The sequence below is a fragment of the Streptomyces sp. NPDC086835 genome (assembly GCF_044745705.1).
Classification (GTDB): domain Bacteria; phylum Actinomycetota; class Actinomycetes; order Streptomycetales; family Streptomycetaceae; genus Streptomyces.
In genome coordinates, this window is the sequence record NZ_JBIVAU010000004.1 from 32,981 (window position 1) to 58,551 (window position 25,571).

The window sequence follows — 25,571 nt, forward strand, 5'->3', positions numbered from 1 at the left end:
CACCCTTTCACTAGTTGAGTAGTGAAAGGGTGATGCAAGAAAGGGGCGGTGTCAACAGACACCGCCCCTCATCAGCTCGAGTGCTGCCCGGAAGACCGCTTCTCGAGCTGCTGTCAGGACTCCGTGCGGTACATCAGGTCGACCTCGTGCGTGGTGAAGCCGAGCTGCTCGTACACGCGCAGCGCCGCGGGGTTGTCCGCGTCGACGTAGAGCATCGCGGTCGGCATGCCCTGCGCGGCGAGGTGGCGCAGACCGGTGGCGGTGAGGGCCTTGCCGAGGCCGCCGCCCTGGGCGTCGGGGCGGATGCCGACCACGTACACCTCGCCGAGCTGCTCCTCCGCGTGGATCTTCGTCCAGTGGAAGCCGATGATCTCGCCGTCCCGCTCGGCCAGGAAGAAGCCCTTCGGGTCGAACCACGGCTCGGCCTTGCGGTCGTCGAGGTCCCGCTGGGTCAGTGAGCCCTGCTCGGGGTGGTGGGCGAAGGCGGCGGCGTTCACGGCGAGCCACGCGGCGTCGTCCTCGCCGGGCCGGAAGGTCCGCACGGTGACGCCGGCCGGGTAGACCGGCTCGGGGATGTCCCGCAGGTCCAAGGGGCGCCGGAGCTGCCGCAGTTCGCGGAAGAGCGCGAGGCCGAGCACCTGGGCGAGGTGCCGGGCGGCCGACTTCCCGCCGTGCGCCCACATCCGCAGCCGCCGGCCGGAGGCGTCCAGGAGCGTCGTGCCCAGTGCCCGTCCGTGCCCGCGGCCCCGGTGGCCGGGATGGACGACGAGTTCGGCCGCCGGGGCCTCGACGGGGTCGGTGTCCTCCAGCTGGGCGTAGCCGACGAGCTGGTCGCCGACGGTGAGCAGGAAGTGGCGTACGCCTTCCCGCCGCCCGCCGCGCAGCTGCAGCCGGCCCTGCTCGGAGACGGCCTGCATCCCGTCGTTCCGCGCAGCCTCTGCGAGTACGCCCAGTACGGCCTCCGCCTGCTCGGGGGTGAGCTCGTCGAGGGACTGGATCTGCCGGCCGGGCTCCGGAATCACTGCGTCGATCGTCATGCTTCGAGGGTACGGCGGAGGGGGCCCCGGTCAGCGGCTCGAAGGGCCGGGGGGCCGAAGTAGCCGCCACTTGTGCGGAGATATGTCCGTCATGCGGGTGATGGTGCGGTAATCGCCCGTTGACGAAAGACGGCAACCAGGTCGTAACCCACATCCCCCTGTCGCGCTACGCGCGTTGACTCTAGGCTGCCGCTCGCACCCTCACACCACGCTGGACTGACAAGGGGACAGATGTCAGCGACACCTCCCAACCATCGCGCGGCCAAGCGGAACCGCCGCGTGCTCGCGGCCGCCGCCGGTCTCGCGACCGTCGGCGCGCTCATCGCCGCCATGCCGGCCGGCGCCGCCTCCGGCGAGCGCACCGCCCACCGGCCGCACCACGGCCGCACCGTCGATGTGCAGCTGCTCTCCTTCAACGACCTGCACGGCAACCTGGAGCCGCCGGCCGGCTCCGCCGGCAACGTCTCCGAGATCCAGCACGACGGCACGGTCAAGTCCATCCCGGCCGGTGGCGTCGAGTACCTGGCGACGTCGCTGCGCACCGCGCGTCAGGGCAACCCGTACTCCGTCACCGCCGCCGCCGGTGACCTGGTGGGCGCGAGCCCGCTGCTCTCCGGCCTCTTCCATGACGAGCCGACGGTCGAGGCGCTCAACAAGCTCGACCTCGACGTGACGGGCGTGGGCAACCACGAGTTCGACGAGGGCGCGCTCGAGCTGGCCCGCCTCCAGAACGGCGGCTGCCACCCGACGGACGGCTGCTACGAGGAGGGCAAGGAGTTCGAGGGCGCGGACTTCCCCTACCTGGCGGCCAACGTCACCAAGGAGTCCACGGGCAAGCCGATCCTGAAGCCGTACTCGGTCTGGGAGAAGGACGGCGTCAAGATCGGCTTCATCGGCGTGACGCTGGAAGGCACGCCGGACATCGTCAGCGCGGGCGGCATCAAGGGCCTGGCGTTCCACGACGAGGTCGAGACGATCAACAAGTACGCCCGTGAACTCGACCGCAAGGGCGTGAAGTCGATCGTCGCGCTCATCCACGAGGGCGGCTCGCCGGCGTCGACGGCGTACAACTACGACTGCGACTCGCCGGGTGCGGGCGACGGCATCTCCGGCCCGATCGCGGACATCGCCAAGAACATCACGCCCCGGGTCGACGCGCTGGTCACCGGCCACACCCACCAGGCGTACGTGTGCACGATCCCGGACCCGTCCGGCAAGCCGCGCATGGTCACGTCGGCGTCCTCGTACGGCAAGCTCTACACGGACACGACGCTCACCTACGACCGCCGCACCAAGGACATCGTGCGGACGTCCGTGAAGTCGGCGAACCACGTGGTCAGCCGTGACCAGGCCAAGGCCCAGGACATGACCGACCTGATCACGCGCTGGAACAAGCTGGCCGCGCCGATCGCGAGCCGTCCGCAGGGCTTCATCTCCGCGGACATCAACGGCCGTGGCGCCACCACCCCGGAGAAGCCGCTCGGCGACCTGATCGCGGACGCGCAGCTCGCGGGCCTCGCCCCGGCGGACAAGGGCGGCGCCCAGCTGGCCCTGATGAACCCGGGCGGTATCCGCTCGGACCTGGTGTACAAGGCGTCGGGCAGCGAGGGCGACGGTGTGGTGACGTACGGCGAGGCCTTCACGGTCCAGCCGTTCACCAACATGATGAACGTCGTCGACCTGACGGGCGCCCAGCTGATCACCGCGCTCCAGCAGCAGGTCAGCGGCCCGAACGAGGCGTCCCCGAAGATCCTCCAGGTCTCGCAGGGCTTCACGTACACCCTGGACCTGACGAAGACCGGCGCCGACCGGATCGTCGTGGACTCGGTGAAGCTGAACGGCGAGGCGATCGTCCCGTCGAAGACCTACCGCGTCGCGATGAACGAGTTCCTCGCGGGCGGCGGTGACGGCTTCTCCGTCCTGAAGGAGCACACCAACAAGCTGGTGGGCGCCTCCGACCTGGACGTCTTCAACGCCTACCTGGCGGCGAACTCCTCGGCCTCCGCGCCGATCGCGCCGCCGAAGGCCGACCGGATCACGGTCGTGCAGTAGCACTGTCCGGCGGAGGGGGCGGCAGGCGCGAAGCCTGCCGCCCCCTCGTCGTTACCGGACGGTACGAGAGTCTGGTACCTCTGACGTGAACGCGTCATACTCCCTCGCCATGGACCGACGGAGATTCCTCGCAGGCGCTGCCGCACTGTCCGCAGCCGCCCTCATCGGCGCCCCCCACGCCACCGCCGCGCCTCGCCGCACCCTGTCCGCACAGGACTGGATGGCCGGCCCGGCCGACTCGACCCCGCTGCAGAGGCTCACGATCCCGGGCACCCACGACTCCGGTGCGCGCTTCGGCGGACTGTGGAGCGAATGCCAGAACACCACCATCGCCGAGCAGCTCGACAGCGGTATCCGCTTCCTCGACATACGGTGCCGGGTCACCGGAGGCTCGTTCGCCATCCACCACGGCCCGTCCTACCAGAACATGATGTTCGGTGATGTCCTCGTCGCCTGCCGCGACTTCCTCGCCGCGCACCCCTCGGAGACCGTGCTGATGCGGGTCAAGCAGGAGTACTCCGAGGACAGCGACGCCACCTTCCGCGCGATCTTCGACGACTACCTCGACCGCCGCGGCTGGCGCCCGCTCTTCCGGATCGGCGACGGCATCCCGGTGCTGGGCGAGGCGCGCGGGCGCGTCGTGCTTCTCGGCGACAACGGTGGCCTGCCCGGAGTGCGTTACGCGGACGGCACGTGGTTCGACATCCAGGACGACTGGAACGCCCTGCCCGACCCCAAGTACAGGAGGATCGAGGCGCACTTCCGCAAGGCGGTGCAGCAGCCGGGCAAGTTGTTCGTCAACTACGTGAGCACGTCCGCGTATCTGCCGCCCCGCTGGAACTCCGACAACCTCAACCCCCGCGTCCACCGCTTCATCGACGGCGCGGAGGCGAGCGGCTGGCGGGGCCTTGGCATCGTTCCGCTCGACTTCCCGAACACGCGGGCGGGGCTGGTGGATTCGCTCATCCGCCACAACGGCTGAGGCGTCAGCGATCCTCCGCGAGCGGCTCGTGGGCCGGGTCGCCCGCGGCCGCGGCCGCGGCCTCGGCCGGCACCACGGCCCCGTTCCAGCGGTGGAGCGCCACCTCGCCCTCGGCGCCCTTGGCCGCGTAAGTGGACTCGTCGAAGTCGGCGAGGGCCGCGCACGCGCCTTGTGCGTCGGACGCGGGGCCGGAGGCGACCGCGTCCTCGCCCGGGCCCGTCAGCGCCCAGGCCGCACCGACGCCTCCGCCGCCCACCAGTAGCCCGACCAGCAGGGCGGTCACCAGCGGACCCCTGCCACGGGCGGGCGCGGAGGGCGGCATGGGCGGGGGCGGCGGGACGGGGGCCCGGTACGGCTGCTGAGGTGGCATGTACATAGCCAGCCATGGTGGGCCGTGTGGGTGCCTTCACGGGCGGGTCATCGGCAGGGGGTGAGCGCCAGCTCGGGCCCGTCGAACGCCGCCCGTGCCCGCCGGTCGTGGGTGACCAGCACCAGCGTCCCCGCGTACTGCGCCAGCGCCGCCTCGATCTCCTCCACCAGTACGGGGGAGAGGTGGTTGGTGGGTTCGTCGAGCAGCAGCAGATCGACGGGGCCGGCGAGCAGCCGGGCCAGTTCGAGCCTGCGTCGCTGGCCCACCGAGAGCGTGCGGACCGGCTCGGGCAGGTCCGTGGACCGGAACAGCCCCGTCGCGAGCAGGGCTTCGGCCCGCTCCTCGCCGTACGCCTCCAGGACTGTGCGGCCGTCCGGAACGGGCCCGGTGGTCTGGCGCAGCAGGCCCACCCGCTCCGGGCGCTCGACCGTGCCCGCCGCCGGGACCAGTTCGCCGGCCAGGACCTTCAGGAGCGTGGACTTCCCGGCGCCGTTCGGACCGGTGACCAGCAGCCGTCCGCCCGGTTCGATGTGCAGTGCGTCCAGAAGGAGCCGCCCCGGCACACGTACATCCGCCAGGTCGACACCGCGGGCCGCCTCGCCCTCGATCCGGGCCGTGAACCGCAGCGGCCGCGGAGGCGGTGGCACCGGGTTCTCCGTCAAGCGCTGCAGCCGCTCCCGGGCGTCCCGGACGCGGCTCGCCGCGCCGTGCGTCCGCGAGCGCGCGCGGAACGCGCCGGCGCCGCTGAAGCCGCGCGGCATCTTGCGCGGAACGGCGGACAAGGCACCGATGTTGGTGTCGGCCAGCCTCGACCGCCGGGCCACCTCGTCGCGCCACTCCTCGTACTCCCGTGCCCAGCGCGCGCGGGCGGCGGCCTTGGCGGTGAGGTAGCCCGCGTAACCGTCGCCGTAGCGGTGCACGGTCTTCCGGTCGTCGTCCACCTCGAGCACCGTGGCGGTCACCCGGTCGAGGAACGTGCGGTCGTGGGTGACCACGACGACCGTGCCGCGGTGGGCGCGCAGCCGCTCCTCGAGCCAGGCGACGGCCGTGTCGTCGAGGTCGTTGGTCGGCTCGTCGAGCAGCAGCAGTTCGGGGGATGAGGCGAGGGTCGCGGCGAGTGCGAGCCGCGAGCGCTGACCGCCGGAGAGCGTGCCGAGCGGCCGGTCCAGGGCCGGTGCCGCCCGTTCGCCGAGCCGGTGCAGGGCGATCGCGACCCGGCGGTCGGCGTCGTGTCCGCCACGTGCCTCGAACTCGGCGACCAGTCGTGCGTACCGCTCGTGGCCGGCCTCACCCATGGTCGCCAGCCCGGATTCCGCGACGCGGATCCGCCGCTGGAGGGACCGGAGGTCGGTGAGGGCCAGGTCGATCGCGTCGGCGACGAGGCAGGTGTCCGGCAGGTCGAGCGTCTGGGCGAGGTGGCCGATGCCGCCGGGGGCGGTGACGGCCACGGTGCCGTTGTCGGGCTGCTCCGCTCCTGCGAGCAGCCGCAGCAGTGTCGACTTCCCGGAGCCGTTCTCGCCCACGACACCGGCCTTTTCGCCGGGGCGCAGGGTGAAGGAGACCCGGTCGAGGACGACATGGTCGCCGTAGCGCTTGGTGACGTCGGTGACGACGAACTGGGCGGCGGTGGCGGTGGCTGGGAACAAGGGCGCTTCCTTCGGCGGACGACAGGAGAGATGAGACGAGACGGTTCGTCTCGATGTGAGAGTAGTGTGTGCGCCCCTCCCTGGCAAGACGTTCCGTCTCGCGAGATGTTCAGGGGGTGGGCGGCGGCGGACCCGCCGCCCCCGGCAGGCGGATCACCGCGCGGGTGCCGCCGCCGGCGGCCGGTTCCAGGGCGATGTCGCCGCCCGCCTGCCGGACCGTGCGCGCCACGATGGACAGCCCCAGCCCCGAACCGGGCAGCGCCCGCGCGGAGGGAGAGCGCCAGAACCGTTCGAAGACGTGCGGCAGTTCCTCCGGCGGGATACCCGGACCGTGGTCGCGGACCGTCAGCTCACCGCCGCGCAGCCCCACCTCGACCTCGGCGCCCGGCGGCGAGAACTTCACGGCGTTGTCCAGGACGTTGACCAGCGCCCGCTCCAGCGCGGCCTGGTCCGCCCGTACGTACCAGGGCTCCAGCCGGGACGTGAACGTCAGCTCCGGGCCGCGCAGCCGCGCGCGGTCGAGGGCCGCCTGCGTGATCTCGTGGAGGGCCACCACCTGCACCTTGCCGCTCGCGCCCACGTCCGGCCGGGACAGCTCCTGGAGGTCGCCGATGAGCGCGGCCAGTTCGGTCATCTGCGCCTTGACCGAGGCGAGCAGCGCCCTGCGGTCGTCGGGCGGGATGGCGCGGCCGGTCTCCTCGCTCCTGGCGAGCAGCTCGATGTTGGTGCGCAGCGACGTCAGCGGGGTGCGCAGCTCATGGCCGGCGTCCGCGATCAGCTGCTGCTGGAGGTCGCGCGAGGACGCCAGCGCCGCGGTCATCGCGTTGAACGACCGGGACAGCCGGGCGATCTCGTCGTCCCCCTCGACCGGGATGCGCACGCTCAGGTCCTCGGTACGGGCCACGTGCTCGACCGCGCCCGTCAGTTCGTCCACCGGCCGCAGTCCGGTCCTGGCGACCCAGGCGCCGGCCGCGCCGGCGCCGAGCACACCGGCGCCGGCGACCAGGGCCAGCACCAGCGTCAGATTGCCGAGGGTGTCGTCGACCTCGCTGAGGGGACGGGCGACGATCACCGCGCCCGCGTAGCCCTCGATGGGATAGGTGAAGACGCGGTACTCGGAGCCGTCGGACGCCGTGGCGTTGTGGAAGGAGGAGTCGGACCGGCCGCCGGCGACGTCGATGTCGGCGTCCGTGACCTCGACCGACTCGTCGCCGAGGACCACACAGCTGTTCCCCTGGCGGTCCAGCAGCTGGATCGTCGACTTGAAGAGGTCGGTGTCGGGACCGGCGGGGGCCGCCTTTCGGCACTGACCGGCGGGGTCGACGAAGGCGAGCACCTGGCGCGGCGCCATCCGGTTGGTGCTGAGCGCGTTGTCGAGCGAGTCGACCAGCGCGCTGCGCACCACCAGCCAGCACACGCTGGCAGCCGCTGCGACGGCCACCGCCACCGCCGTCGCCACCAGCAGCGCCAGACGGGAGCGCAGGGGAAGCGCGCGGAACCTGTTCGTCATTCCGGGCCGCCGGTGCGCAGCGCGTACCCCACGCCGCGCACCGTGTGGACCAGGCGCGGCTCGCCGGCCGCCTCCGTCTTGCGCCGCAGGTACATGACGTACACGTCCAGGGAGTTGGAACTCGGCTCGAAGTCGAAGCCCCACACGGACTTGAGGATCTGCTCACGGGTGAGCACCTGGCGCGGATGCGCCAGGAAGAGCTCCAGCAGCGTGAACTCGGTACGGGTCAGCTCGACCCGGCGGGTGCCGCGGGTGACCTCCCGGGTCGCGAGGTCCATCCGCAGGTCGGCGAAGGACAGCACGTCCTCCTCCGCGCCCCCGGGGCCGGCCGTGGTGTACGAACTGCGCCGCAGCAGCGCGCGGATACGGGCGAACAGCTCGTCCAGCTCGAACGGCTTGACCAGGTAGTCGTCCGCGCCGGCGTCGAGGCCGGTGACCCGGTCGCCGACCGTGTCGCGGGCCGTGAGCATCAGGATGGGCACGGTCGATCCGGCGGCCCGCAGCCGGCGGGCCGCGGTCAGACCGTCCATCCGCGGCATCTGGATGTCGAGGACGATCAGGTCGGGGGCGTACGCCTCCGCGCGGGCGAGGGCGTCGATGCCGTCGGCGGCGACCTCGGTGCCGTATCCCTCGAACGCGAGCGAGCGCTGGAGCGCCTCACGCACGGCGGGCTCGTCGTCGACGATCAGGATGCGCTCACCTTCAGTCATGGACCAAGCCTCGCACGCGATCAGTTGCCGTCGCCGGAGCGGAGGGCGTCCAGGTCGGCCTTGACGGTGTCGATCGGGATGGCGAAGCCGAGTCCGACGCTGCCCGCGGTGGACCCGGTGGCGGAACTGGGCGAGTACATGGCCGAGTTGATGCCGATGATCTCGCCGTTCATGTTGATCAGGGCGCCGCCGGAGTTGCCGGGGTTGAGGGAGGCGTCGGTCTGGATCGCCTTGTAGGTGGTCGTCGAGTCGCCGGTGTCGCCGTTGAACTGCTGCCCGCCGAACTCGAAGGGCCAGCCCTGCCGTGGGTCCTGCTGCTGCGGCTGCTCCTCGTCCTTGGCCACGGTCACGTCCCTGTCGAGGGCGGAGACGATGCCGCTCGTCACCGTGCCGGTCAGGCCCTCGGGCGAGCCGATCGCGACGACCTCGTCGCCGACCTTGACCTTGCTCGAGTCGCCGAGCGAGGCGGCCTTCAGGCCGGACGCGCCCTGGAGCTTGATGAGGGCGAGGTCCTTGCCGGGATCGGTGCCGAGGACGTCCGCCTCGTACGTCTTGCCGTTGCTGAGCTGCACCTTGATCGTCGAAGCGCCCGAGATGACGTGGTTGTTGGTGACGATCTCGCCGTCCTCGGTGATGATCACACCGGAGCCGGTGGACTGCCCGGTGTTCGAGTCCGCGCTGATCTCCACGATGCTCGGGGAGACGGCCTGTGCGACGCCGGCGACCGTTCCCTTGCTGCTCTGCGACACGTTCGTGCCGGTCACCGCGCCGGAGCCGCCGCTTGCGGTGTCCTTGGTGAGCTCCCCGACGAGGACGGAGGCACCGCCGCCGAAGGCCGCGGCGACGATGGCGACGGCGGCGAGCAGCGCCACGGGACGCTTCGCCCGCGCCCGCTGTGCCGGTACGGGCGCGTACGCGGCCGCCTGCGCGGGTGCGGGTGCGTGCGGTCCGGGGATGTGCCCGGCCGTGGTGTCGCCGGGGTGGTAGGGCGGGACCGGCGGGTATCCGCCGCCCGCCCCCTGCGGGAGGGGAGCGCCGTACGGCTGCTGGTGGTGGGCATCGTCGCCGCTTCGGCGGTAGTGGTCGCTCATGGCATCGACTGTCGTCGGCCCGGATGAGAGCCGTCTGAGACGGCGCTGAGAAGCCCGACAGAACCGTGTATGCCCGATATAAGGCCGCCCGTGGATTCGGCGCCGCGGAAAGGCGTCCGGAACCGGGCAACCGTGGCCGGGGCTCGAGGGTCTGCACCCTGCAAATTCGTCAGGACGGAGCGGGAGTGCCACATGCCGGCCTACCCGCAGTGGGCCACGGCGCCCACCGCCACGCCGGCCGGCTTCGGCGACCTCGACCATGATCTGCTCCCCGACATCCTGGCCCGGGACACGGCCGGACGGCTGTGGCGGCTTCCCGGCGACCACTCCGGCCGGCTCGTCGGCAGCGGCTGGAACAGCATGAACGCCATGACCCGTCACGGCGACCTCACCGACGACAAGAACGAGGACCTGCTCGCCCGGGACAAGGCGGGGCAGCTGTGGCTGTACCCGGGCACCGGCAACGGCGGCTTCGCCGGCCGCAGGCTGGTCGGCGGCGGCTGGCAGGTCATGCGCCAGATCGCGGCGGCGGGCGACCTGACCGGCGACGGCCGGGGCGACCTGCTGGCCCGTGACACGGCGGGCACGCTGTGGATGTACCCGGGCAACGGCCGCGCCTTCGGCTCGCGCAAGCCGGTCGGCGGCGGCTGGCAGGTCATGAACGCCCTCACCGGGCCGGGCGATCTGACCGGCGACGCGCGTCCCGATCTGCTGGCCCGCGACACGGCCGGGAAGCTCTGGCTCTACCCGGGCAACGGCCGCGGCGCGTTCGGCACGCGCAAGCTGGTCGGCGGCGGCTGGCAGGTCATGGACACCTTCATCAGCGTCGGCTCGTACAACGGCGGCACGCTCAACGACGTCCTGACGATCACCAACGAGGGATACATGGGTGGCAGCCCCGGCCGGCTGCTCGGCTACCGGGGCACCGGCGGCAGCACGACCTTCCGGGCCGGCGAGTCGGTCAACGGCGACTGGTACGGCCTCAACGGCGCCTGGTGAAGCGGCGCCCGGACCGGGGAGGCGTCCCCGGCCCGGGGCCCTTCGCCGCTACGGCTCGCCGCACCCGCAGGAGCGGCGGATCACCAGGCCCGAGGGGAACTGCTTGACCCGTTCGCGCCGTGAGCCCGCCAGCCTCAGGCCGTCGTCGAGGACCAGATCGATCGCCGCGCGGGCCATCGCCGGGCGGTCCGAGGAGATCGTCGTGAGGGGCGGGTCCGTCAGGGCCGCCTCCTTGACGTCGTCGAAGCCGGCCACCGCGAGATCGGCCGGCACGTCGATCCGCAGTTCCCGGGCGGCTCGCAGGACGCCGAAGGCCTGGTCGTCGGTCGAGCAGAAGATCGCCGGCGGACGGTCGGGCCCGGCGAGCAGCTTCAGCGCGACCTGGTAGGCGTCGTAGCGGTTGTACGGGGCCTGGAAGAGCCGTCCCTCCGTCGCGCGTCCGGACTCCTGCATGGCCCGGCGCCAGCCCTCGACGTGGTCGGCGACCGGGTCGCCGACCGACGGGGTCGACTCGACGCCGCCGAGGCAGGCGACGTACTCGTGCCCGTGCTCGAGCAGGTGCCGGGTCGCGAGCTGCGCGCCGCCGATGTCGTCCGTGACGACGGCGACGTCGTCGATCGCCTCCGGCCGCTCGTGGAGCAGGACGACCCGCGCGTCCCACGCCTCGATCTCGGCGGCCGCGCGCTCGCTCATGCCCTGGCTGACCAGGATCAGGCCGGAGACCCGCATGCCGAGGAAGGCCCGCAGATAGTGGACCTCACGCTCGTCGCGGTAGTCGGAATTGCCGACGAGCACCATTTTTCCGCGCTCGGCGGCGGCCTGTTCGACCGCGTGTGCCATCTCGGCGAAGAAGGGCTGCCGGGCGTCGGGCACGATCATGCCTATGAGATCGGTGCGCCGGGACGCCATCGCCTGCGCGACCCGGTCGGGCCGGTACCCCAGCTCCTTGATCGCTGCGAGTACCCGCTCGCGCGTGGCCGGGGCGACCGGCCGGGGTCCGTTGTTGATGACGTAGCTGACGACCGCGGTCGAAGTCCCCGCCAGTCGTGCCACATCGTCCCGCGTCACCTTGGCCACGCGCGAAGTCTACGCGTGGTGACCTACCTCTGGGCAGGGCGTACGGCCGGTTCCTCCACCTCGGCGCCGTCATCCGTACGGGCTACTGTCTTGGCGGCCTTCGCCTTGGCTTCCTCGGCCGCCCGCTCGACCTTCTCCGGGGCGACGAACCGGTAGCCCACGTTGCGGACGGTCCCGATGAGCGCCTCGTGCTCAGGGCCGAGCTTGGCGCGCAGCCGCCGCACATGGACGTCGACCGTGCGCGTACCACCGAAGTAGTCGTAGCCCCAGACCTCCTGGAGCAGCTGCGCCCGGGTGAAGACCCGGCCGGGGTGCTGCGCGAGGTATTTGAGCAGTTCGAATTCCTTGAAGGTCAGGTCGAGGACCCGGCCCTTCAGTTTGGCGCTGTACGTCGCCTCGTCCACCGACAGGTCGCCGTTGCGGATCTCCATCGGGGAGTCGTCGGAGGTGATCTGCTGGCGGCCGGTGGCGAGCCGCAGCCGTGCCTCGACCTCGGCCGGTCCGGCCGTGTCCAGCAGCACGTCGTCGATGCCCCAGTCGGCGGTGACGGCCGCGAGGCCGCCCTCGGTCACGACGAGGACGAGCGGACAGCCGGGCCCGGTGGACCGCAGTAGCTGGCAGAGCGACCGCACCTGCGGCAGGTCGCGGCGGCCGTCGACGAGGATCACGTCGGCACCAGGGGTGTCGACGAGGGCCGGCCCCTCCGCCGGTGCCACCCGTACGTTGTGCAGAAGCAGTCCGAGGGCGGGAAGCACCTCCGTCGACGGCTGGAGGGCATTGGTCAGGAGCAGCAGGGAGCTCATCGCGTCCCACCTGCCCTGATCGTCGTGCGTTCGGCGTGCTGGGGTCGCTCGTCGGTTCGCTCGTCCATGACGTCGGTTCCTCCTCGGTCCCTGCGAGGACGTGCACTGCTTCGTACGCGGCTCTCTCGCGTCCGAGAGCCTTTGTGAGGCTTTGTTCACCAGCCTGTAACAATGGCCGGAAAACACAAAAGGATCCGGGGGCTGCATTGCCCGGATCCTCTCGCAGCAGAATAGCCCACATGACTTCTGGGCGAGAGGGCCGATTTCACACTGTGGACGTGTCAAGGATCTCTCCGCGCCCTCAGGGCGCAACTCTCCTGACATCCGACGGTGTCCGGATCGAAGCCCGCTACGAGCCCTGTGCGAGCGGCCCGACCGGCACCGCCGTCGTCGTCGCGCACGGTTTCACCGGCTCGGTCGACCGGCCCGCGGTGCGCCGCGCGGCGCGGACCTTCTCCCGGTACGCGGGGGTGGTGACCTTCTCCTTCCGCGGCCACGGCCGCTCCGGCGGGCGTTCCACCGTCGGTGACCGCGAGGTGCTGGATCTGGCCGCCGCCGTGGAGTGGGCCCGGTCGCTCGGGCACACCCGGGTGGTGACGGTCGGCTTCTCGATGGGCGGCTCGGTGGTGCTGCGGCACGCGGCGCTGTACGGCGCCCGGATGCACGAGGGGCGCACGGAGGCACGCACGGACGCGGTCGTCTCGGTGAGCGCCCCCGCCCGCTGGTACTACCGCGGCACGGCGCCGATGCGGCGGCTGCACTGGGTGGTCACCCGCCCGGCCGGCCGGGTCGTCGGGCGGTACGGGTTCCGTACCCGCATCCATCACCGTGACTGGGACCCGGTGCCGCTCTCCCCGGCCGAGTCCGTGCCGCTGATCGCGCCGACGCCGCTGCTGATCGTGCACGGCGACCGCGACCCGTACTTCCCGCTCGACCACCCCCGGATGCTGGCCGCGGTGGCGGAGGGGACGGCGGAGCTGTGGCTGGAGCCGGGCATGGGGCACGCGGAGAACGCGGCGGACGAGCCGCTGCTGCGCCGCCTGGGGGAATGGCTCACCGGCCGATAGCCCATCATGGTGAGCGGCGCGCACGGAGACGAAAGGAGTGCCGCTATGGCAGCGGGAACCATCCGCTACTGGGCCGCGGCCAAGGCGGCGGCCGGCATCGCGGAGGAGCCCTACGCGGCGGAGACGCTCGCGGAGGCCCTGGAGGCGGTGCGGGACAAGCACCCCGGGGAGCTGACGCGCGTACTGCTGCGCTGCTCGTTCCTCGTCGACGGTGACCCCGTCGGGACCCGCAGTCATGAGACCGTACGGCTTGCCGAGGGCGGCACGGTCGAGGTGCTCCCGCCGTTCGCAGGAGGGTGAACCGCACAGCATGAGCAGCGACCAGCAGTATCCGTACGGACAGCAGCCGTACCCGTCCTACGGGGACGCGTACGGGCAGCAGCAGCCGGCGGGGTACGAGGACGCCTACCGGCAGCAGGAGCCGGCGGGCCACGACGACGCCTACCGGCAGCAGCCGTACGGGGACGTGGGCGAGACGCAGACCTGGCAGGGCGAGACCTGGGACACGCAGTACCAGCCGATCGTGCAGCCCGGCGCGCACCCTCCCGCCGGGGCCGACGGTGCCTGGGGCGGGCCCCGGCCCGAGCCGCAGTCCCAGCAGCAGGCGCCCGCTCCGGACGCGGCCGACACGGCGTACCTGCCGCCGGTGCCCGCCGCCGCGGGTCTGCCGCTGCCGCCCGAGGTGCCCGTCCCGCACGCTCCCGCCCGCGCTTCGGCGGCGTACCCGAGCGCACCCGCCCCCGTGGCGGAAGCAGCGCCCGAGGCCCCGGCCGGGTACAGCTCGCCGACCGTCGGCGGCAACGCCCGGATCACGGACGCCCAGCGCGCCCGCGCCGAGGGGCGTTCGCCGATCATCGCGCCGGGCATGCAGCCCGCCGGCCTGACCGCCGTGCTCGCGCTGCTTCTCGCCGGCGGCGCGGCCGTCGGCGAGTACGCGCTGCTCGTACCGCTGGTGCTGCTCCAGGCGGTCACCGCGGCCGGCTGGTTCCGCCTGAACGGCATGTGGCCGGCCAGGCAGGGCATCGCGCTCGCGTTCCTCGGCGGTCTCGCGGCCGACGCCGCGCTCCTCGCCTCCGGCGACGGGAACGCGCCCGCCGCGATCATCGGCACGCTCGGCGTGTGGGTGCTGCTGACGCTCGTCCTCCAACTGCGCAGTCACGCGGGGGCCGACGAACGGGTGTACGGCCTCATGGCGACGGTCGCCTCCGCGGCCTTCGCCGTCCTGGCCGCCGGTCATCTCGCCGCCGACGACGACGCGGTGGTGGTCGGCGCGATCGCCGTCGCCGTCGCCACGACGGTCCGCGCCCTGCCGCTGGGCGGGGTCGTCCCGGTCGCGCTGTCCCTTGCGGCGGCGGCGGGCGCCGGCATCGCGGCCGGCGGGCTCACCGGCATGGGCTCCGGGGGCGCGCTGCTCGGTCTGGCCGCGGGCGGGTGCGCGCTGATCGGTCTGCGGGTGGCGAGCTACGACTACCCCTCCCGCTTCGTCCACATGACCGCCGGTGTGGCGCTTCCGCTGACCGCGGCCGCCCCCGCCGTCTACCTGATCGGGCGCGCGCTCGCATAGCCGCCCGCACGGAGGGCAGGTTCGGAACCATCGGCGGCCGCCGGACGTCGATCACTGCGCAGGCGTCGTCCCGACCGGCTCGGGCTCAACGGGCGTCCGTGGCCAGACAGGGTGGGGGACACCGAACACATGCGTGCACTGCGAATACTGATCGTCATCGCCGTCGTCCTCGGCGGCCTGTTCGTCGCCGCGGACCGGATCGCGCTCAACGTGGCGGAGTCGGAGGCGGCGGAGCGGATCAAGGTCCAGGAGGGGACGGCCGACTCGACCGCGGTGTCCATCAAGGGCTTTCCCTTCCTGACGCAGGCGATGGACAGCGAGTTCGACGAGGTCGAGATCAAGCTCGAGGGCATCCGGACCAGCGCGGCGGGCCGGCCGGTGCGGATCGAGGAGATGACCGCCGACCTGTTCGACGTCCGGGTCGCCGAGGGGTATTCGAGCGCCACGGCCGCCCGTGCCGAGGGCACCGCCCGCATCAGCTACGCGGACCTCACGGAGGCCGCCGACGACGGTGTCACCGTCGCGTACGGCCAGAACGGCAAGGTGAAGGTCACCGGCTCGGTGACCCTGCCGCTGTTCGGGAAGATCACGCGCAGCGTGGTGTCCACGGTGAGCATCGTCGACGGGGACACGATCAGGGTGCGCGCCGACAAGGTCCCGGGTGAGGGGATCCCCGGGCTCGAGGGCGAGATCCGCAAGAAGACGGACTTCGACCGGAAGCTGGGCGGGCTGCCGGCGGGGCTGAAGCTCGAGAAGGTCGAGGCAGGGCCGGACGGCGTCGTGATCACGGTGACCGGCAAGGACGTTCGGCTCGCGGGCTGAGCCCAGCGGCCGAGCAGGGGGCGCGGCGGACCGGGGCGCGCCGCAGCCGGTCGTGTCGCGCCGGATCGGGACCGGGGCCGGACCAGCGCGCCGAATGGTGAGACGGCTGTGTCCGCTGTGCAGATGCACGCGGGACGCGGCCCGCCCCCCGGATACTTCCGAGTGCCCGGGACCCGACGCCCGTCCCGGATAGTGGACGATCGCGTCTCAACATGCGACACGCCGGTGACATGGCCACCGACTCGTCCCTACGATCGGTCCCATGAAGCAGCGACAGGCGGATCTCACGAAGCGGCGGGCAGTAGACCTGTGCCGCGTCGCCGCCATGCTCTGTCGCACTGTCTGAGCGGGAGCACTGCCCCGTATCCCCAGGCCCTTCGACCTCCATGTCAGGGCCGCCCCGTGCTGATCGACGCCCTTCCGCGTACCCGCACACCTCTCGCGCACAACCCCTCGCGCACCACCGCCGCACACTGCCCCGGAGGAGAACAACCATGAGCCGCAGCGACGTCCTGGTAGACGCCGACTGGGTCGAGGCCCACCTCGACGACCCGAAGGTCGTCATCGTCGAGGTCGACGAGGACACCTCGGCCTACGACAAGAACCACATCAGGAACGCGATCCGGATCGACTGGACCAAGGACCTCCAGGACCCGGTCCGCCGTGACTTCATCGACCAGGAGGGCTTCGAGAAGCTCCTGTCGGCGAAGGGCATCGCGAACGACTCCACCGTCGTTCTCTACGGCGGCAACAATAACTGGTTCGCCTCCTACGCCTTCTGGTACTTCAAGCTCTACGGCCACGGCGACGTCCGTCTGCTCGACGGCGGCCGCAAGAAGTGGGAGCTCGACTCCCGCGACCTGGTCGCGGAGGTGCCGGTCCGTGAGGCGACCGAGTACAAGGCCCAGGCCCAGGACACGTCCATCCGCGCCTTCCGCGACGACGTCGTGGCCGCGATCGGCAGCCAGAACCTCGTCGACGTGCGGTCGCCCGACGAGTTCAGCGGCAAGCTGCTCGCCCCGGCGCACCTCCCGCAGGAGCAGTCGCAGCGCCCGGGCCACGTGCCCAGCGCCCGCAACATCCCGTGGTCGAAGAACGCCAACGACGACGGCACCTTCAAGTCCGACGAGGAGCTCAAGGCCCTCTACGAGGACGAGCAGGTCGACCTGTCGAAGGACACCATCGCTTACTGCCGCATCGGCGAGCGCTCCGCGCTGACCTGGTTCGTGCTCCACGAGCTCCTCGGCCAGGAGAACGTCAAGAACTACGACGGCTCGTGGACCGAGTACGGCTCCCTCGTCGGCGTGCCGATCGAGCTCGGCGCCAACAAGTAATCCGCCCCGACCTTTTCTGGAGAACAGCATGTGTGGAGCGCAGGCCGGCGGCCCCGACGCCTCGACGATCAAGCCCGGTGAGACCACCATCCAGGGTCAGGTGACCCGCGACGGCGAGCCGGTGACGGGTTACGTCCGTCTCCTGGACTCGACCGGCGAATTCACCGCGGAGGTCCCGACCTCGGCGACCGGACAGTTCCGCTTCTACGCGGCCGAGGGCACGTGGACCGTGCGCGCGCTCGTGCCCGGCGGCACGGCGGACCGTACGGTCGTCGCCCAGACGGGGGGCCTCTCCGAGGTCGCCATCGCCGTCTGAGTCATTGACAGGCCGAAGGGCCGCACCTCCTGGGGGTTGGACGCTACCGGGAACGAGGTGCGGCCCTTCGGTCGTACGCTGGAGGCATGTACGCCAGGCGTCGGCACGTCTACTTCCTGCTGATGGGCGGCTGCCTCTTCCTCTTCGTCGCCGCCTGGGCCGTGGTGCGGCTGTGGTCCGTGCCCACGGCGGTGGGCATGTGCGTCGTCGCCATGGTCATCCCGCCGGTCGCCGCCGTGATCGCCAACCGGCGCGGCCCGGAGGACCGCTGGTGGGACGACCCCTCAGGCGACCCGAAGTCCGACGAGTGGTGGGACGAGCTCGACGGCAGACGCCGGCCGCACCAGTAGGCAGGGCCGGCGCGGGGCGGGGCGCGGTCAGTAGACCAGGGCCTGCACACCCTCCGGCATGATCTCGCTGACGAACACCTGCGCGCCGGCGATCCGCACGCCCTCGAGCGTGTCCTTCTCCGTGATGTCCCGCCGCGCCGCGCACTGCGTGCACAGCGTGATCTTCCCGTTCGCCTGGATCGACTCGATCAGCTCGGGCAGCGGCGCGGCATGCGGCAGCTCGAACTCGGCCGCCCGCCCCGGCAGCGCGAACCAGGAGGACTCCCCGGTCAGCCAGAGCGAGACCTCCACCCCGCTGGCCGCGGCCACGGCCGCGACCGTGAAGGCCTGGGAGCAGCGCTCGGGTGCGTCGGCACCTGCGGTCACCTTGATCACGAGCTTGTTCGCCATATGCCGAACTGTAATGCGCCGCCCTACAACCCTGGTCCCGTGGCCGGGGTCTGCTGGGTACGCGGATACGGAATCCGCGGCTCAGGTCTCGTGGGGGGACTCTTGGAAACGCAGGACCATCAGGTGCCGCAGGAGGCGGCGCCCGACACGCGACCGGAGCCGGCCGTGCCGCCGCCACCCGTCGCGGACGCGCCATCCGTCGCGGAGGCGGCATCCGTCGCGGACACGGCGCCGGAGCGGGCAGCGCCGGCGGCCCGGTCCCGCCGCAGAGGGCGCACGACGCTCCTCGTCGCCGCCGCCGCGGTCCTCGGGGTCGTCGCGGGCGCGGTCACCGGCTACACCGTGCAGTACCACCGGGAGCCCACGCCGCTCCCGCCGCTCTCCCAGCCGGACATCAGGACCCCGAAGCCGGTCAAGGCGGGGGAGCACACCACCGCCCGGTCCGTCTCCGTCAACCGCTGGGCGAAGACCGACGGCGACCTGCGGCAGCTGCTGGTCCCCGAGCCCAAGGGCGCGAAGACGGAGCAGAAGGCCGACTGGGACGACCTCTTCTCCTTCGCGACGTGGTTCAAGGACGAGGAGTACATGTTCGAGGACCTCGCGGAGAACGACTTCCGCCGGGCCGTGAGCGTCGGCTGGTCCGAGGACGAGAAGGTCTACGTCGACATCCGCCTGGTGCAGTTCCGCGAGAACACCGAACTCAACGCGGAGCGGTTCGGCGAGGGTCAGCAGGCGTACATGAGCGAGGACGAGTGGGCCGGCAACGACGGCGAGCCCATCCCCGGCAGCGCCAACGGCCGCACCTATGTCTACGACGAACCTCACCGCGAGGCCGGGTACGAGCCCCTCTACCAGGGCCGGGCCGTCGCCTGGCGCGGCGACCTCGTCATGATCATCGAATACGTGAACAACTCGGGCCCGATCAGCGAGAAGGCCCTGAAGTCGCTCGCGAAGCGCCAGTTGGAGCGACTGTGACCCAGCACGAGGAACGCCGAGAGGCGACGCCCGAGGCGCCCGCCCCCGACGCGCGGCCCGAGCAGCCCGCCGAGGCTGCCGCGTCAAAGCTGCCCGAGGCGCCCGAGGCGCCCGTGACCGTCCCGCAGCCCCAGGCGCCCGCCCCGGGCGCGCGGCGCCGCTTCCCGGTGAAGCTCGTCGCCGCCGTGGTGGGCCTCGGCCTCGTCGCCGGCGCCGCCGGCTGGGGCCGGTCCGCCCTGCGGGACGCGGACCGGACCGCGCCGACGGTCACCTGGGCCGAGCCGGCCGAGCATCCGGAGCTGGACTTTCCGCCTCTGGAGCCGACCGGGCTGGCGGCACAGCTGCTTCCCCTGCCGCCCTTCGACCGCCCGGGCCCGGACATCGACGAGTTCGGCAACGACTCCGTCGTGGACCAGCGGCGTGCGGTCGCGCTGTTCAAGGAGGGTTCCCGGGGCCTGCCGAGCGCGAAGCGCAAGGCGTACGACAAGGCCGTCGAGAAGCTGCGCATCAAGGGCCTGGCCATGCGCAGCTACCGGGACTCGGGCAACCGGTACGTCCTCGAGACGCGCCTGGCGCAGCTGGAGAACACCAAGGCGGTCACCGGTATCACCGCGTTCCAGAAGGAGATGACCGAGGCCTTCGGCGTCTTCCGCAAGGGGCCGAAGATCAAGGGGCACCCGGACGCCGCGTGCTTCCTGCTGCCGAAGGTCAAGGACCTGAAGCTGGACGCCATGATGTGCACCGGCCACGTGGGTGAGGTGCTGGTGACCATGTACGCGTACGGCCCCAAGCCGCTGGTCACCAAGTCGCTCGCGGAACTCGTCGGCGAGCAGCTCGACCGCATCGCTTCACCCGGGGAGTCCGTGTGACCGACGACCAGAACGCTCCAGCGACCCCCGCTCGGGTGCCCGGAGCCGAGACGGCGCCGCCGGCCGCGGCGCTCCCGGACGCGCCGGCACCCGAGTCCGCCCCGCGGGACGCCCCCGTGCCCGGGGAGACCGCCGCCCAGGACCCGGAGGCGGCGCCGCCCGCCGCCGTCCCGCGACAGCGGGACCGCCGGGTGCTGCGGGCCGTGCTGCGCTGGACGGCCGCCGTGGTGGTCTTCGCGGCGGCCGGCACCGGCACGGCGCTGGCCGTCGTCGACCAGGAGCGCACCGACGTCCCCGGACTGTCCACCCTCTCCGACGGACGCTGGGACTACCCGGAGCTGACCAAGCCGGTGCTGCCGGCCGGTGCGCCGCTCCCGTTCGTCCAGGAGAACCCCGGCGAGATCCACTACGCGGACCTGGAGCAACTGCTGCTCCCGGCGCCCGCGGGCAGCAGCCCCGACCGGTCCCTGCGCGGTGAGCGGAGCCGGGTGACGGTCGACCGGTACCTGGACGAGTACGCGCAGGACGGCCGCGAGAGCCTGCGGGAGCACCTCACCGAGGGCGGTCTGCGCCATGTGGTCGCCCGTGGCTGGTCGATGCCGGACGGCACCTCGACACGGATCTTCCTGCTCCGTTTCCACACCTCCGCCCTCGCCGGCCACTACTTCGACGCGCAGATCGGCGGCGCGCCGGACACCGGGCTGCGGCCCGAGGGCGTGGAGGAGGTGTCGTCGTTCGACCTGGAGTGGGAGACCGGCGCGAAGGTGGCCTCCACCGAGCGCTACGTGTACGACGAGCCGGCGCCCCGCGGCCCGGTGCACGTCCGGCACGCGTACGTCACCGCCGGTGACACCCTCGCGCTCGTGGTGGTCTCCCGTAAGGGCGAGGCTCCGCTCGTGCCCTTCCACCAGACCGTCGTCCTGCAGAACCAGCTGCTCGGCTGACGCGGACCTCACAGAACGGGCCGGGCCCCCGCCCACTAAGCTGGGGCCCGGCCCGCTTTCGCCTCCACGCTCATTCGAGGAGCACCCCGTGATCGTTTTCTTCGAAGCTCTGCTGGTTCTGGTCTGCGTCGGCGTCCTCGCCTTCGCCGGTCTGACCGTGAAGAAGCTGTACCAGGGCCAGCGGTAGTCACCCGTACCCTCGGGACCCGTACCACTCGAACCCTAGAGATCGACAGAGCTGCTCATGATCGAGATCCCGTCCGACCTGAATCCGGACCTCGTCCCCCTCGCGTTCCTGCTGGGCACGTGGGAGGGCGCGGGCGTCGCGGACTTCCCCGGCGCCGAGAAGTGCAACTTCGGCCAGTCAGTGACCTTCAGCCACGACGGCCGGGACTTCATCGAGTACGTCTCGCACTCCTGGGTCCTCGACACCGAGGGCAACAAGGTCAAGCCGCTGGAGAGCGAGTCCGGCTACTGGCGCATCGACAAGGAGCGCAAGGTCGAGGTCGTCATGGTCCGTGACCAGGGCATCGTGGAGATCTGGTACGGCGAGCTCGCCCACCAGAAGCCGCAGATCGACCTGGCGACGGACGCCGTCGCCCGCACCGCGGCCTCCGGCCCGTACAGCGGCGGCAAGCGGCTGTACGGCTACGTGAAGAGCGACCTGATGTGGGTGGGCGAGAAGGCCACCCCCGAGGTGCCGCTGCGCCCGTACATGTCGGCGCACCTGAAGAAGGTCGTCACCCCCGAGCAGGTCGAGTCGTGGGCGAAGGACCTCGGGGACCTGCCCGACGACGGCATCGCCTTCTTCAAGTAGGGCTCTTTCCCGGACACGGCACGCTGCCGACAGGACATCCTCTTCGCACCGGACGGCCGCCGGACGGTGCGCGCTGCCTACACTGGGGGCGTGGTGAGCACCGACTGGAAGAGCGATCTGCGGCAGCGCGGCTACCGGCTGACTCCGCAGCGCCAGCTTGTCCTCGAGGCCGTCGACGCCCTTGAGCACGCCACGCCGGACGAGATCCTCGGTGAGGTGCGCAAAACCGCGTCCGGGGTGAACATCTCCACGGTCTACCGGACGCTGGAGCTGCTCGAGGAGCTGGGCCTCGTCTCGCACGCCCATCTGGGGCACGGGGCGCCCACCTACCATCTCGCCGACCGGCACCATCATCTCCATCTGGTGTGCCGGGACTGCACGGACGTGATCGAGGCGGACGTCTCGGTCGCCGCGGACTTCACCGCCAAGCTCCGTGAGACGTTCGGCTTCGAGACGGACATGAAGCACTTCGCCATCTTCGGGCGCTGTGAGGACTGCACGGCGAAGGCCGCGGAGGCCGAGTCGTAGGCTGGGGCCATGTCATCGACCAGCCCTCTGTTGTCCCTGCCCGGCGCGGTCCCCGCCGAGGGGCGCGACGAAGGGGTCGCCGCGCACTACGGCGACCTGTTCCGTGAGCAGCGCACCCTCGCCGACGGCAAGGGCTTCGTGGACCTGTCGCACCGCGGGGTCGTCACCGTCACCGGCGAGGAACGGCTGAGCTGGCTGCATCTGCTGCTCACCCAGCACGTGAGCGAGTTGGCCCCCGGGCAGGCCACAGAGGCGCTGATCCTCTCCGCGCACGGTCACATCGAGCACGCCCTGTATCTCGTCGACGACGGCGAGACGGTCTGGGCGCACGTCGAACCGGGCACGCGCGAGGCGCTCATCGGCTACCTGGAGTCGATGAAGTTCTTCTACAAGGCCGAAGTCGCCGACCGCACCGACGACTTCGCGGTCGTCCATCTGCCGGCCGGGTCCATCGCCGAGGTGCCCGAAGGCGTCGTCGTACGGGAGACGGCGCACGGCCGTGACCTGTTCCTGCCGCGCGCCGGCCTCGAGGCCTTCGCCGCGGAGGCCGGACCGGCCGTGGGGATCCTCGCGTACGAGGCCCTGCGGGTGGAGAGCCACCGCCCCCGTCTCGGGTTCGAGACCGACCACCGCACCATCCCGCACGAGCTGGGCTGGATCGGCAGCGCCGTGCACCTCCAGAAGGGCTGCTACCGCGGTCAGGAGACCGTCGCGCGTGTCCACAACCTGGGGAAGCCGCCGCGCCGCCTGGTCTTCCTCCACCTGGACGGCAGCGAGGTGCACCTGCCCCCGCCCGGTACTCCGGTCCGCCTCGCCTCCGAGGGGGCCGAGGGCCGCCAGCTGGGCTTCGTGACGACGTCCGCCCGCCACTACGAGCTGGGGCCGATCGCGCTCGCGCTGGTGAAGCGGAACGTGCCGGTGGACGCCGAGCTGCTGGCCGGGGACACGGCGGCCGCCCAGGAGACGGTCGTCGAGCCGTAGCGCGGGCCACCGCCGCCAGGGCCTGCCGTTCGGATCCTGCCTGTCCCGGACGGAAGCCCCTAGACCTCGATCAGCACGGTGAACGGGCCGTCGTTGGTGAGCGAGACCCGCATCTTCGCTCCGAACCGGCCCGTTTCCACGTGCGCGCCGAGCGCCCGCAGCTGCGCCACCACCTCGTCGACGAGCGGCTCGGCGACCGGGCCCGGAGCCGCGGCGTTCCACGTCGGGCGGCGACCCTTGCGGGCGTCCCCGTAGAGGGTGAACTGCGAGATCACCAGCAGGGGCGCGCCCACGTCCGAGCAGGACTTCTCGCCCTCGAGCATACGAACCGACCATAGTTTTCTGGCCAGTTGTGCCGCCTTCTCCTTTGTGTCCGTGTGCGTGACCCCCACCAGCACACACAGCCCTTCGCCGGTGATCTCACCGACGGTCTCCGGTCCCGACTCGCCGGGCACCACGACGCTCGCGCCGTCGACCCTCTGTACCACTGCTCGCATACGGAGCAACCTATCGGGGCCGTCCGGGCCGCCATTCAGGGCCGAACGGGTGCGATGCGCCTGCATGGGGACGTATCGGAGTGGCACCATGCACGAAGGCGGTGCAACCCCTCGGCCCTCCGGGCCCGGGAAGGCCCATGCACCGGTCGAGGGGACGGACACACGCACATGAGCACTTCTGGCGCCGGGCAGTCGCTCGGTCCCGTACCGATCCGGCATTCCGCTTCCGCGGTCCGCCCGCCGCGGCAGCGCAACGGCGCTGAACTGCCCGAGCACCCGGAGCACGACCTCACCGCGCTGCGCCTGCCCGAGCTGCGCACGCTGCGCCGCGACTCGCAGCGCGACGAGGCGGACCTCAGCTATGTGCGGCGGCTGGTACAGGGCCGTATCGACATCCTCCGGGCCGAGCTGGCCCGCCGTGAGGGCCCTGGTACGACCGGCACACCCGGGACACCGGTGGTGGACCGGCTGGTCGTGGACCGGCTGTCGGAGATCCTCGCCGACCCGCCGTCCAGGCGAGGGTCCTCCGCACGCCATGTGACGCTCTCCACACCGCACGGCGAGGAGTACCGGCGGCTCGCCTCGGAGATGCTCGACGAGGTCCAGCTCTCGGACCTCGACGCCCGCACCGACGAGGAGTTGCACACGGCGATGGGCCGGCTGCTGGGCTACGAGCAGCAGGTTTCGCACCGCCGCCGGCTGCTCCAGCGGACGGCCGACGATTGCAGTGCCGAGATCGCCCGCAGGTACCGTGAAGGCGAAGCACAAGTAGACGACCTGCTCACGTGAAGCGATCCTTCCGGTGGGCGGATCCCCTGCCCCGGAAGGCCGCCGATGTCCTCCTCGTCCTCCTCCAGCACCGCCGCCGCGACCCCGGTCCTCGCCGAGGTGGTGCGTTCCGGCTTCGTGGAGGGCCGGCACAGGGGATCGCTGGTCGTCCTGGCCGCGGACGGCAGTGTGGAACTGGCGCTCGGTGACCCGTCGCTGCCCGTCTTCCCCCGCTCGTCCAACAAGCCGATGCAGGCCGCCGCCGTGCTGCGGGCCGGGCTGGACATCGACGGGGAGCGCCTTGCGCTCGCCGCGGCCAGCCACTCGGGCGAGGCGTTCCACCTCGAGCTCGTGCGCAAGATGCTCGCCGGACACGGGCTGACCGCCGACGAGCTGCTGACCCCGGCGGACCTGCCGCTCGACCCGGTGGAGGCCGAGGCGTACCTCGCGTCGGGGCAGGTGCGCGACAAGGTCACCATGAACTGCTCCGGCAAGCACGCCGCCATGCTCGCGGTCTGCGCCGTGAACGGCTGGGACCGCAAGGACTACCTGGACCCCGCCCACCCCCTTCAGCAGCTGGTCCGCACGGTGGTCGAGGACGCGGCGGGCGAACCGGTCGGCGCCGTCGGCACGGACGGCTGCGGCGCACCGCTGATGGCCGTCTCCCTGACCGGTCTGGCCCGCGCCTTCCGCCATTTCGTGCTCGCCGCGCCCGGTACGGCCGAGCGCCGCGTCGCGGACGCGATGCGCGCCCATCCCGAGTACGTCGCCGGTACCCGCCGGCCCGACACCTGGCTGATGCGCGAGGTGCCCGGCGCGCTCTCCAAGATGGGTGCGGAGGCGGTCCAGGCGGTGGCGCTGGCGGACGGCCGGGCACTGGCGTTCAAGATCGACGACGGTTCCACCCGGGCGCTGGGGCCGGTGCTGGCGCGGACGCTCACGCTGATGGGTGTGGACTCACCGGTGGTCGCCCGGATCGGGCACCTGCCGCTGCTCGGCGGCGGCGTCGAGGTCGGGTCGGTGCGGGCGGCGTTCTGATGCCCGGCGCGGCGGAAATCCGGATGCGGCGGCT

At 71.8% G+C, this 25,571-nt stretch carries 29 protein-coding genes; 19 read left to right on the forward strand and 10 right to left on the reverse strand.

Annotation, left to right across the window (positions count from 1 at the left end):
• Positions 1-113: 113 nt before the first annotated feature.
• Positions 114-1,037 (reverse strand): mycothiol synthase, encoded by a 924-nt coding sequence (gene mshD / locus ACIPJI_RS15255; protein WP_402246652.1) that lies wholly within the window; start codon positions 1,035-1,037, stop codon positions 114-116.
• 231 nt (positions 1,038-1,268) lie between these two features.
• Here mshD and ACIPJI_RS15260 point away from each other — a divergent pair, with 231 nt between their 5' ends.
• Both ACIPJI_RS15260 and ACIPJI_RS15265 read left to right on the forward strand, forming a co-directional pair.
• Positions 1,269-3,089, forward strand: a complete 1,821-nt coding sequence (locus ACIPJI_RS15260) for a bifunctional metallophosphatase/5'-nucleotidase (protein ID WP_356618964.1) — start codon at positions 1,269-1,271, stop codon at positions 3,087-3,089.
• 109 nt (positions 3,090-3,198) lie between these two features.
• A complete protein-coding gene (locus ACIPJI_RS15265) occupies positions 3,199-4,071 on the forward strand; it encodes a phosphatidylinositol-specific phospholipase C (RefSeq protein ID WP_402246654.1) in 873 nt (290 codons plus the stop codon).
• A 4-nt stretch (positions 4,072-4,075) separates the two neighbouring features.
• On the opposite strand, the gene ACIPJI_RS15270 is transcribed toward ACIPJI_RS15265, so the two are convergent.
• From ACIPJI_RS15270 to ACIPJI_RS15290, 5 genes are all read right to left on the reverse strand, one after another.
• Positions 4,076-4,447, reverse strand: a complete 372-nt coding sequence (locus ACIPJI_RS15270) for a hypothetical protein (protein WP_402246657.1) — start codon at positions 4,445-4,447, stop codon at positions 4,076-4,078.
• 41 nt (positions 4,448-4,488) lie between these two features.
• Positions 4,489-6,087 carry a ribosomal protection-like ABC-F family protein gene (abc-f, locus tag ACIPJI_RS15275; RefSeq protein ID WP_402246659.1) on the reverse strand — a complete coding sequence of 533 codons (1,599 nt, stop codon included), beginning with the start codon at positions 6,085-6,087 and terminating at the stop codon, positions 4,489-4,491.
• Positions 6,088-6,196: 109 nt separating this feature from the next.
• Positions 6,197-7,597 carry an ATP-binding protein gene (locus ACIPJI_RS15280; protein WP_402246661.1) on the reverse strand — a complete coding sequence of 467 codons (1,401 nt, stop codon included), beginning with the start codon at positions 7,595-7,597 and terminating at the stop codon, positions 6,197-6,199.
• Entirely contained in the window at positions 7,594-8,307 is a 714-nt protein-coding gene (locus tag ACIPJI_RS15285) for a response regulator transcription factor (RefSeq protein ID WP_402246663.1), read from the reverse strand. Before ACIPJI_RS15285 ends, ACIPJI_RS15280 begins: the two co-directional genes overlap by 4 nt.
• A gap of 20 nt (positions 8,308-8,327) precedes the next feature.
• Positions 8,328-9,398, reverse strand: a complete 1,071-nt coding sequence (locus tag ACIPJI_RS15290; protein WP_402246665.1) for a S1C family serine protease — start codon at positions 9,396-9,398, stop codon at positions 8,328-8,330.
• Positions 9,399-9,590: 192 nt separating this feature from the next.
• On the opposite strand from ACIPJI_RS15290, the gene ACIPJI_RS15295 reads away from it, so the two are divergent.
• Entirely contained in the window at positions 9,591-10,397 is an 807-nt protein-coding gene (locus ACIPJI_RS15295; RefSeq protein ID WP_402246667.1) for an FG-GAP repeat domain-containing protein, read from the forward strand.
• Positions 10,398-10,445: 48 nt separating this feature from the next.
• Here ACIPJI_RS15295 and ACIPJI_RS15300 read toward each other — a convergent pair whose 3' ends face one another.
• A complete protein-coding gene (locus ACIPJI_RS15300) occupies positions 10,446-11,474 on the reverse strand; it encodes a LacI family DNA-binding transcriptional regulator (protein ID WP_307707191.1) in 1,029 nt (342 codons plus the stop codon).
• Positions 11,475-11,497: 23 nt separating this feature from the next.
• Positions 11,498-12,277, reverse strand: coding sequence for a response regulator transcription factor (locus ACIPJI_RS15305; RefSeq protein ID WP_307707190.1), 780 nt, complete (start codon positions 12,275-12,277; stop codon positions 11,498-11,500).
• Between the two features lie 239 nt (positions 12,278-12,516).
• Here ACIPJI_RS15305 and ACIPJI_RS15310 point away from each other — a divergent pair, with 239 nt between their 5' ends.
• From ACIPJI_RS15310 to ACIPJI_RS15345, 8 genes are all read left to right on the forward strand, one after another.
• Positions 12,517-13,344 carry an alpha/beta hydrolase gene (locus ACIPJI_RS15310; RefSeq protein ID WP_402246670.1) on the forward strand — a complete coding sequence of 276 codons (828 nt, stop codon included), beginning with the start codon at positions 12,517-12,519 and terminating at the stop codon, positions 13,342-13,344.
• Between the two features lie 45 nt (positions 13,345-13,389).
• Positions 13,390-13,644, forward strand: a complete 255-nt coding sequence (locus tag ACIPJI_RS15315) for a MoaD/ThiS family protein (protein ID WP_159690344.1) — start codon at positions 13,390-13,392, stop codon at positions 13,642-13,644.
• A 10-nt stretch (positions 13,645-13,654) separates the two neighbouring features.
• Positions 13,655-14,908, forward strand: coding sequence for a hypothetical protein (locus ACIPJI_RS15320; protein ID WP_402246672.1), 1,254 nt, complete (start codon positions 13,655-13,657; stop codon positions 14,906-14,908).
• A 129-nt stretch (positions 14,909-15,037) separates the two neighbouring features.
• Positions 15,038-15,730: a DUF2993 domain-containing protein gene (locus ACIPJI_RS15325; RefSeq protein ID WP_356618946.1), complete on the forward strand. Its 693-nt coding sequence runs from the start codon at positions 15,038-15,040 to the stop codon at positions 15,728-15,730.
• A 262-nt stretch (positions 15,731-15,992) separates the two neighbouring features.
• Positions 15,993-16,076, forward strand: coding sequence for a putative leader peptide (locus ACIPJI_RS15330; protein ID WP_355648638.1), 84 nt, complete (start codon positions 15,993-15,995; stop codon positions 16,074-16,076).
• A gap of 148 nt (positions 16,077-16,224) precedes the next feature.
• Complete coding sequence (locus tag ACIPJI_RS15335) at positions 16,225-17,064, forward strand: sulfurtransferase (RefSeq protein WP_356618944.1); 840 nt, start codon at positions 16,225-16,227, stop codon at positions 17,062-17,064.
• Positions 17,065-17,092: 28 nt separating this feature from the next.
• Positions 17,093-17,380, forward strand: a complete 288-nt coding sequence (locus ACIPJI_RS15340) for a DUF1416 domain-containing protein (RefSeq protein WP_005315529.1) — start codon at positions 17,093-17,095, stop codon at positions 17,378-17,380.
• An 86-nt stretch (positions 17,381-17,466) separates the two neighbouring features.
• Entirely contained in the window at positions 17,467-17,730 is a 264-nt protein-coding gene (locus tag ACIPJI_RS15345; RefSeq protein WP_307707185.1) for a DUF3099 domain-containing protein, read from the forward strand.
• Positions 17,731-17,757: 27 nt separating this feature from the next.
• Here the strand turns inward: ACIPJI_RS15345 and ACIPJI_RS15350 are convergent, their stop codons facing one another.
• On the reverse strand, positions 17,758-18,120 hold the full coding sequence (locus tag ACIPJI_RS15350) for a DsrE family protein (RefSeq protein WP_189468536.1): 363 nt from the start codon (positions 18,118-18,120) through the stop codon (positions 17,758-17,760).
• A gap of 102 nt (positions 18,121-18,222) precedes the next feature.
• Here ACIPJI_RS15350 and ACIPJI_RS15355 point away from each other — a divergent pair, with 102 nt between their 5' ends.
• The 6 genes from ACIPJI_RS15355 (at position 18,223) to ACIPJI_RS15380 (ending at position 23,234) form a co-directional block, all read left to right on the forward strand.
• Positions 18,223-19,095, forward strand: a complete 873-nt coding sequence (locus ACIPJI_RS15355; RefSeq protein WP_402246675.1) for a hypothetical protein — start codon at positions 18,223-18,225, stop codon at positions 19,093-19,095.
• The gene (locus ACIPJI_RS15360) at positions 19,092-19,964 is read left to right on the forward strand and encodes a hypothetical protein (protein WP_402246677.1); all 873 of its coding nucleotides are present in this window, start codon (positions 19,092-19,094) and stop codon (positions 19,962-19,964) included. Before ACIPJI_RS15355 ends, ACIPJI_RS15360 begins: the two co-directional genes overlap by 4 nt.
• Positions 19,961-20,908 (forward strand): hypothetical protein, encoded by a 948-nt coding sequence (locus tag ACIPJI_RS15365; protein WP_402246678.1) that lies wholly within the window; start codon positions 19,961-19,963, stop codon positions 20,906-20,908. Before ACIPJI_RS15360 ends, ACIPJI_RS15365 begins: the two co-directional genes overlap by 4 nt.
• A 244-nt stretch (positions 20,909-21,152) precedes the next feature.
• Positions 21,153-21,725 (forward strand): FABP family protein, encoded by a 573-nt coding sequence (locus tag ACIPJI_RS15370; protein WP_159690361.1) that lies wholly within the window; start codon positions 21,153-21,155, stop codon positions 21,723-21,725.
• Between the two features lie 90 nt (positions 21,726-21,815).
• The gene (locus tag ACIPJI_RS15375; protein ID WP_307707180.1) at positions 21,816-22,253 is read left to right on the forward strand and encodes a Fur family transcriptional regulator; all 438 of its coding nucleotides are present in this window, start codon (positions 21,816-21,818) and stop codon (positions 22,251-22,253) included.
• Between the two features lie 9 nt (positions 22,254-22,262).
• Positions 22,263-23,234 carry a YgfZ/GcvT domain-containing protein gene (locus ACIPJI_RS15380; protein ID WP_402246680.1) on the forward strand — a complete coding sequence of 324 codons (972 nt, stop codon included), beginning with the start codon at positions 22,263-22,265 and terminating at the stop codon, positions 23,232-23,234.
• Between the two features lie 59 nt (positions 23,235-23,293).
• Here the strand turns inward: ACIPJI_RS15380 and dtd are convergent, their stop codons facing one another.
• Positions 23,294-23,731, reverse strand: coding sequence for a D-aminoacyl-tRNA deacylase (gene dtd / locus ACIPJI_RS15385; protein ID WP_402246682.1), 438 nt, complete (start codon positions 23,729-23,731; stop codon positions 23,294-23,296).
• Positions 23,732-23,899: 168 nt separating this feature from the next.
• Between dtd and ACIPJI_RS15390 the strand changes: the two genes are divergently transcribed.
• Both ACIPJI_RS15390 and ACIPJI_RS15395 read left to right on the forward strand, forming a co-directional pair.
• Positions 23,900-24,520 (forward strand): AmfC protein, encoded by a 621-nt coding sequence (locus ACIPJI_RS15390; RefSeq protein ID WP_402246684.1) that lies wholly within the window; start codon positions 23,900-23,902, stop codon positions 24,518-24,520.
• Between the two features lie 45 nt (positions 24,521-24,565).
• Positions 24,566-25,537, forward strand: coding sequence for an asparaginase (locus ACIPJI_RS15395; protein ID WP_356618929.1), 972 nt, complete (start codon positions 24,566-24,568; stop codon positions 25,535-25,537).
• The last annotated feature ends 34 nt before the right edge of the window (positions 25,538-25,571 follow it).

Coding starts and splice junctions, on each gene's coding strand:
- mshD (WP_402246652.1), bottom strand. CDS start 1,037: ATGACGATCGACGCAGTGATTCCGGAGCCCGGCCGGCAGATCCAGTCC.
- ACIPJI_RS15260 (WP_356618964.1), top strand. CDS start 1,269: ATGTCAGCGACACCTCCCAACCATCGCGCGGCCAAGCGGAACCGCCGC.
- ACIPJI_RS15265 (WP_402246654.1), top strand. CDS start 3,199: ATGGACCGACGGAGATTCCTCGCAGGCGCTGCCGCACTGTCCGCAGCC.
- ACIPJI_RS15270 (WP_402246657.1), bottom strand. CDS start 4,447: ATGTACATGCCACCTCAGCAGCCGTACCGGGCCCCCGTCCCGCCGCCC.
- ACIPJI_RS15280 (WP_402246661.1), bottom strand. CDS start 7,597: ATGACGAACAGGTTCCGCGCGCTTCCCCTGCGCTCCCGTCTGGCGCTG.
- ACIPJI_RS15285 (WP_402246663.1), bottom strand. CDS start 8,307: ATGACTGAAGGTGAGCGCATCCTGATCGTCGACGACGAGCCCGCCGTG.
- ACIPJI_RS15290 (WP_402246665.1), bottom strand. CDS start 9,398: ATGAGCGACCACTACCGCCGAAGCGGCGACGATGCCCACCACCAGCAG.
- ACIPJI_RS15295 (WP_402246667.1), top strand. CDS start 9,591: ATGCCGGCCTACCCGCAGTGGGCCACGGCGCCCACCGCCACGCCGGCC.
- ACIPJI_RS15305 (WP_307707190.1), bottom strand. CDS start 12,277: ATGAGCTCCCTGCTGCTCCTGACCAATGCCCTCCAGCCGTCGACGGAG.
- ACIPJI_RS15310 (WP_402246670.1), top strand. CDS start 12,517: ATGACTTCTGGGCGAGAGGGCCGATTTCACACTGTGGACGTGTCAAGG.
- ACIPJI_RS15315 (WP_159690344.1), top strand. CDS start 13,390: ATGGCAGCGGGAACCATCCGCTACTGGGCCGCGGCCAAGGCGGCGGCC.
- ACIPJI_RS15320 (WP_402246672.1), top strand. CDS start 13,655: ATGAGCAGCGACCAGCAGTATCCGTACGGACAGCAGCCGTACCCGTCC.
- ACIPJI_RS15325 (WP_356618946.1), top strand. CDS start 15,038: ATGCGTGCACTGCGAATACTGATCGTCATCGCCGTCGTCCTCGGCGGC.
- ACIPJI_RS15330 (WP_355648638.1), top strand. CDS start 15,993: ATGAAGCAGCGACAGGCGGATCTCACGAAGCGGCGGGCAGTAGACCTG.
- ACIPJI_RS15335 (WP_356618944.1), top strand. CDS start 16,225: ATGAGCCGCAGCGACGTCCTGGTAGACGCCGACTGGGTCGAGGCCCAC.
- ACIPJI_RS15340 (WP_005315529.1), top strand. CDS start 17,093: ATGTGTGGAGCGCAGGCCGGCGGCCCCGACGCCTCGACGATCAAGCCC.
- ACIPJI_RS15345 (WP_307707185.1), top strand. CDS start 17,467: ATGTACGCCAGGCGTCGGCACGTCTACTTCCTGCTGATGGGCGGCTGC.
- ACIPJI_RS15350 (WP_189468536.1), bottom strand. CDS start 18,120: ATGGCGAACAAGCTCGTGATCAAGGTGACCGCAGGTGCCGACGCACCC.
- ACIPJI_RS15370 (WP_159690361.1), top strand. CDS start 21,153: ATGATCGAGATCCCGTCCGACCTGAATCCGGACCTCGTCCCCCTCGCG.
- ACIPJI_RS15380 (WP_402246680.1), top strand. CDS start 22,263: ATGTCATCGACCAGCCCTCTGTTGTCCCTGCCCGGCGCGGTCCCCGCC.
- dtd (WP_402246682.1), bottom strand. CDS start 23,731: ATGCGAGCAGTGGTACAGAGGGTCGACGGCGCGAGCGTCGTGGTGCCC.
- ACIPJI_RS15390 (WP_402246684.1), top strand. CDS start 23,900: ATGAGCACTTCTGGCGCCGGGCAGTCGCTCGGTCCCGTACCGATCCGG.
- ACIPJI_RS15395 (WP_356618929.1), top strand. CDS start 24,566: ATGTCCTCCTCGTCCTCCTCCAGCACCGCCGCCGCGACCCCGGTCCTC.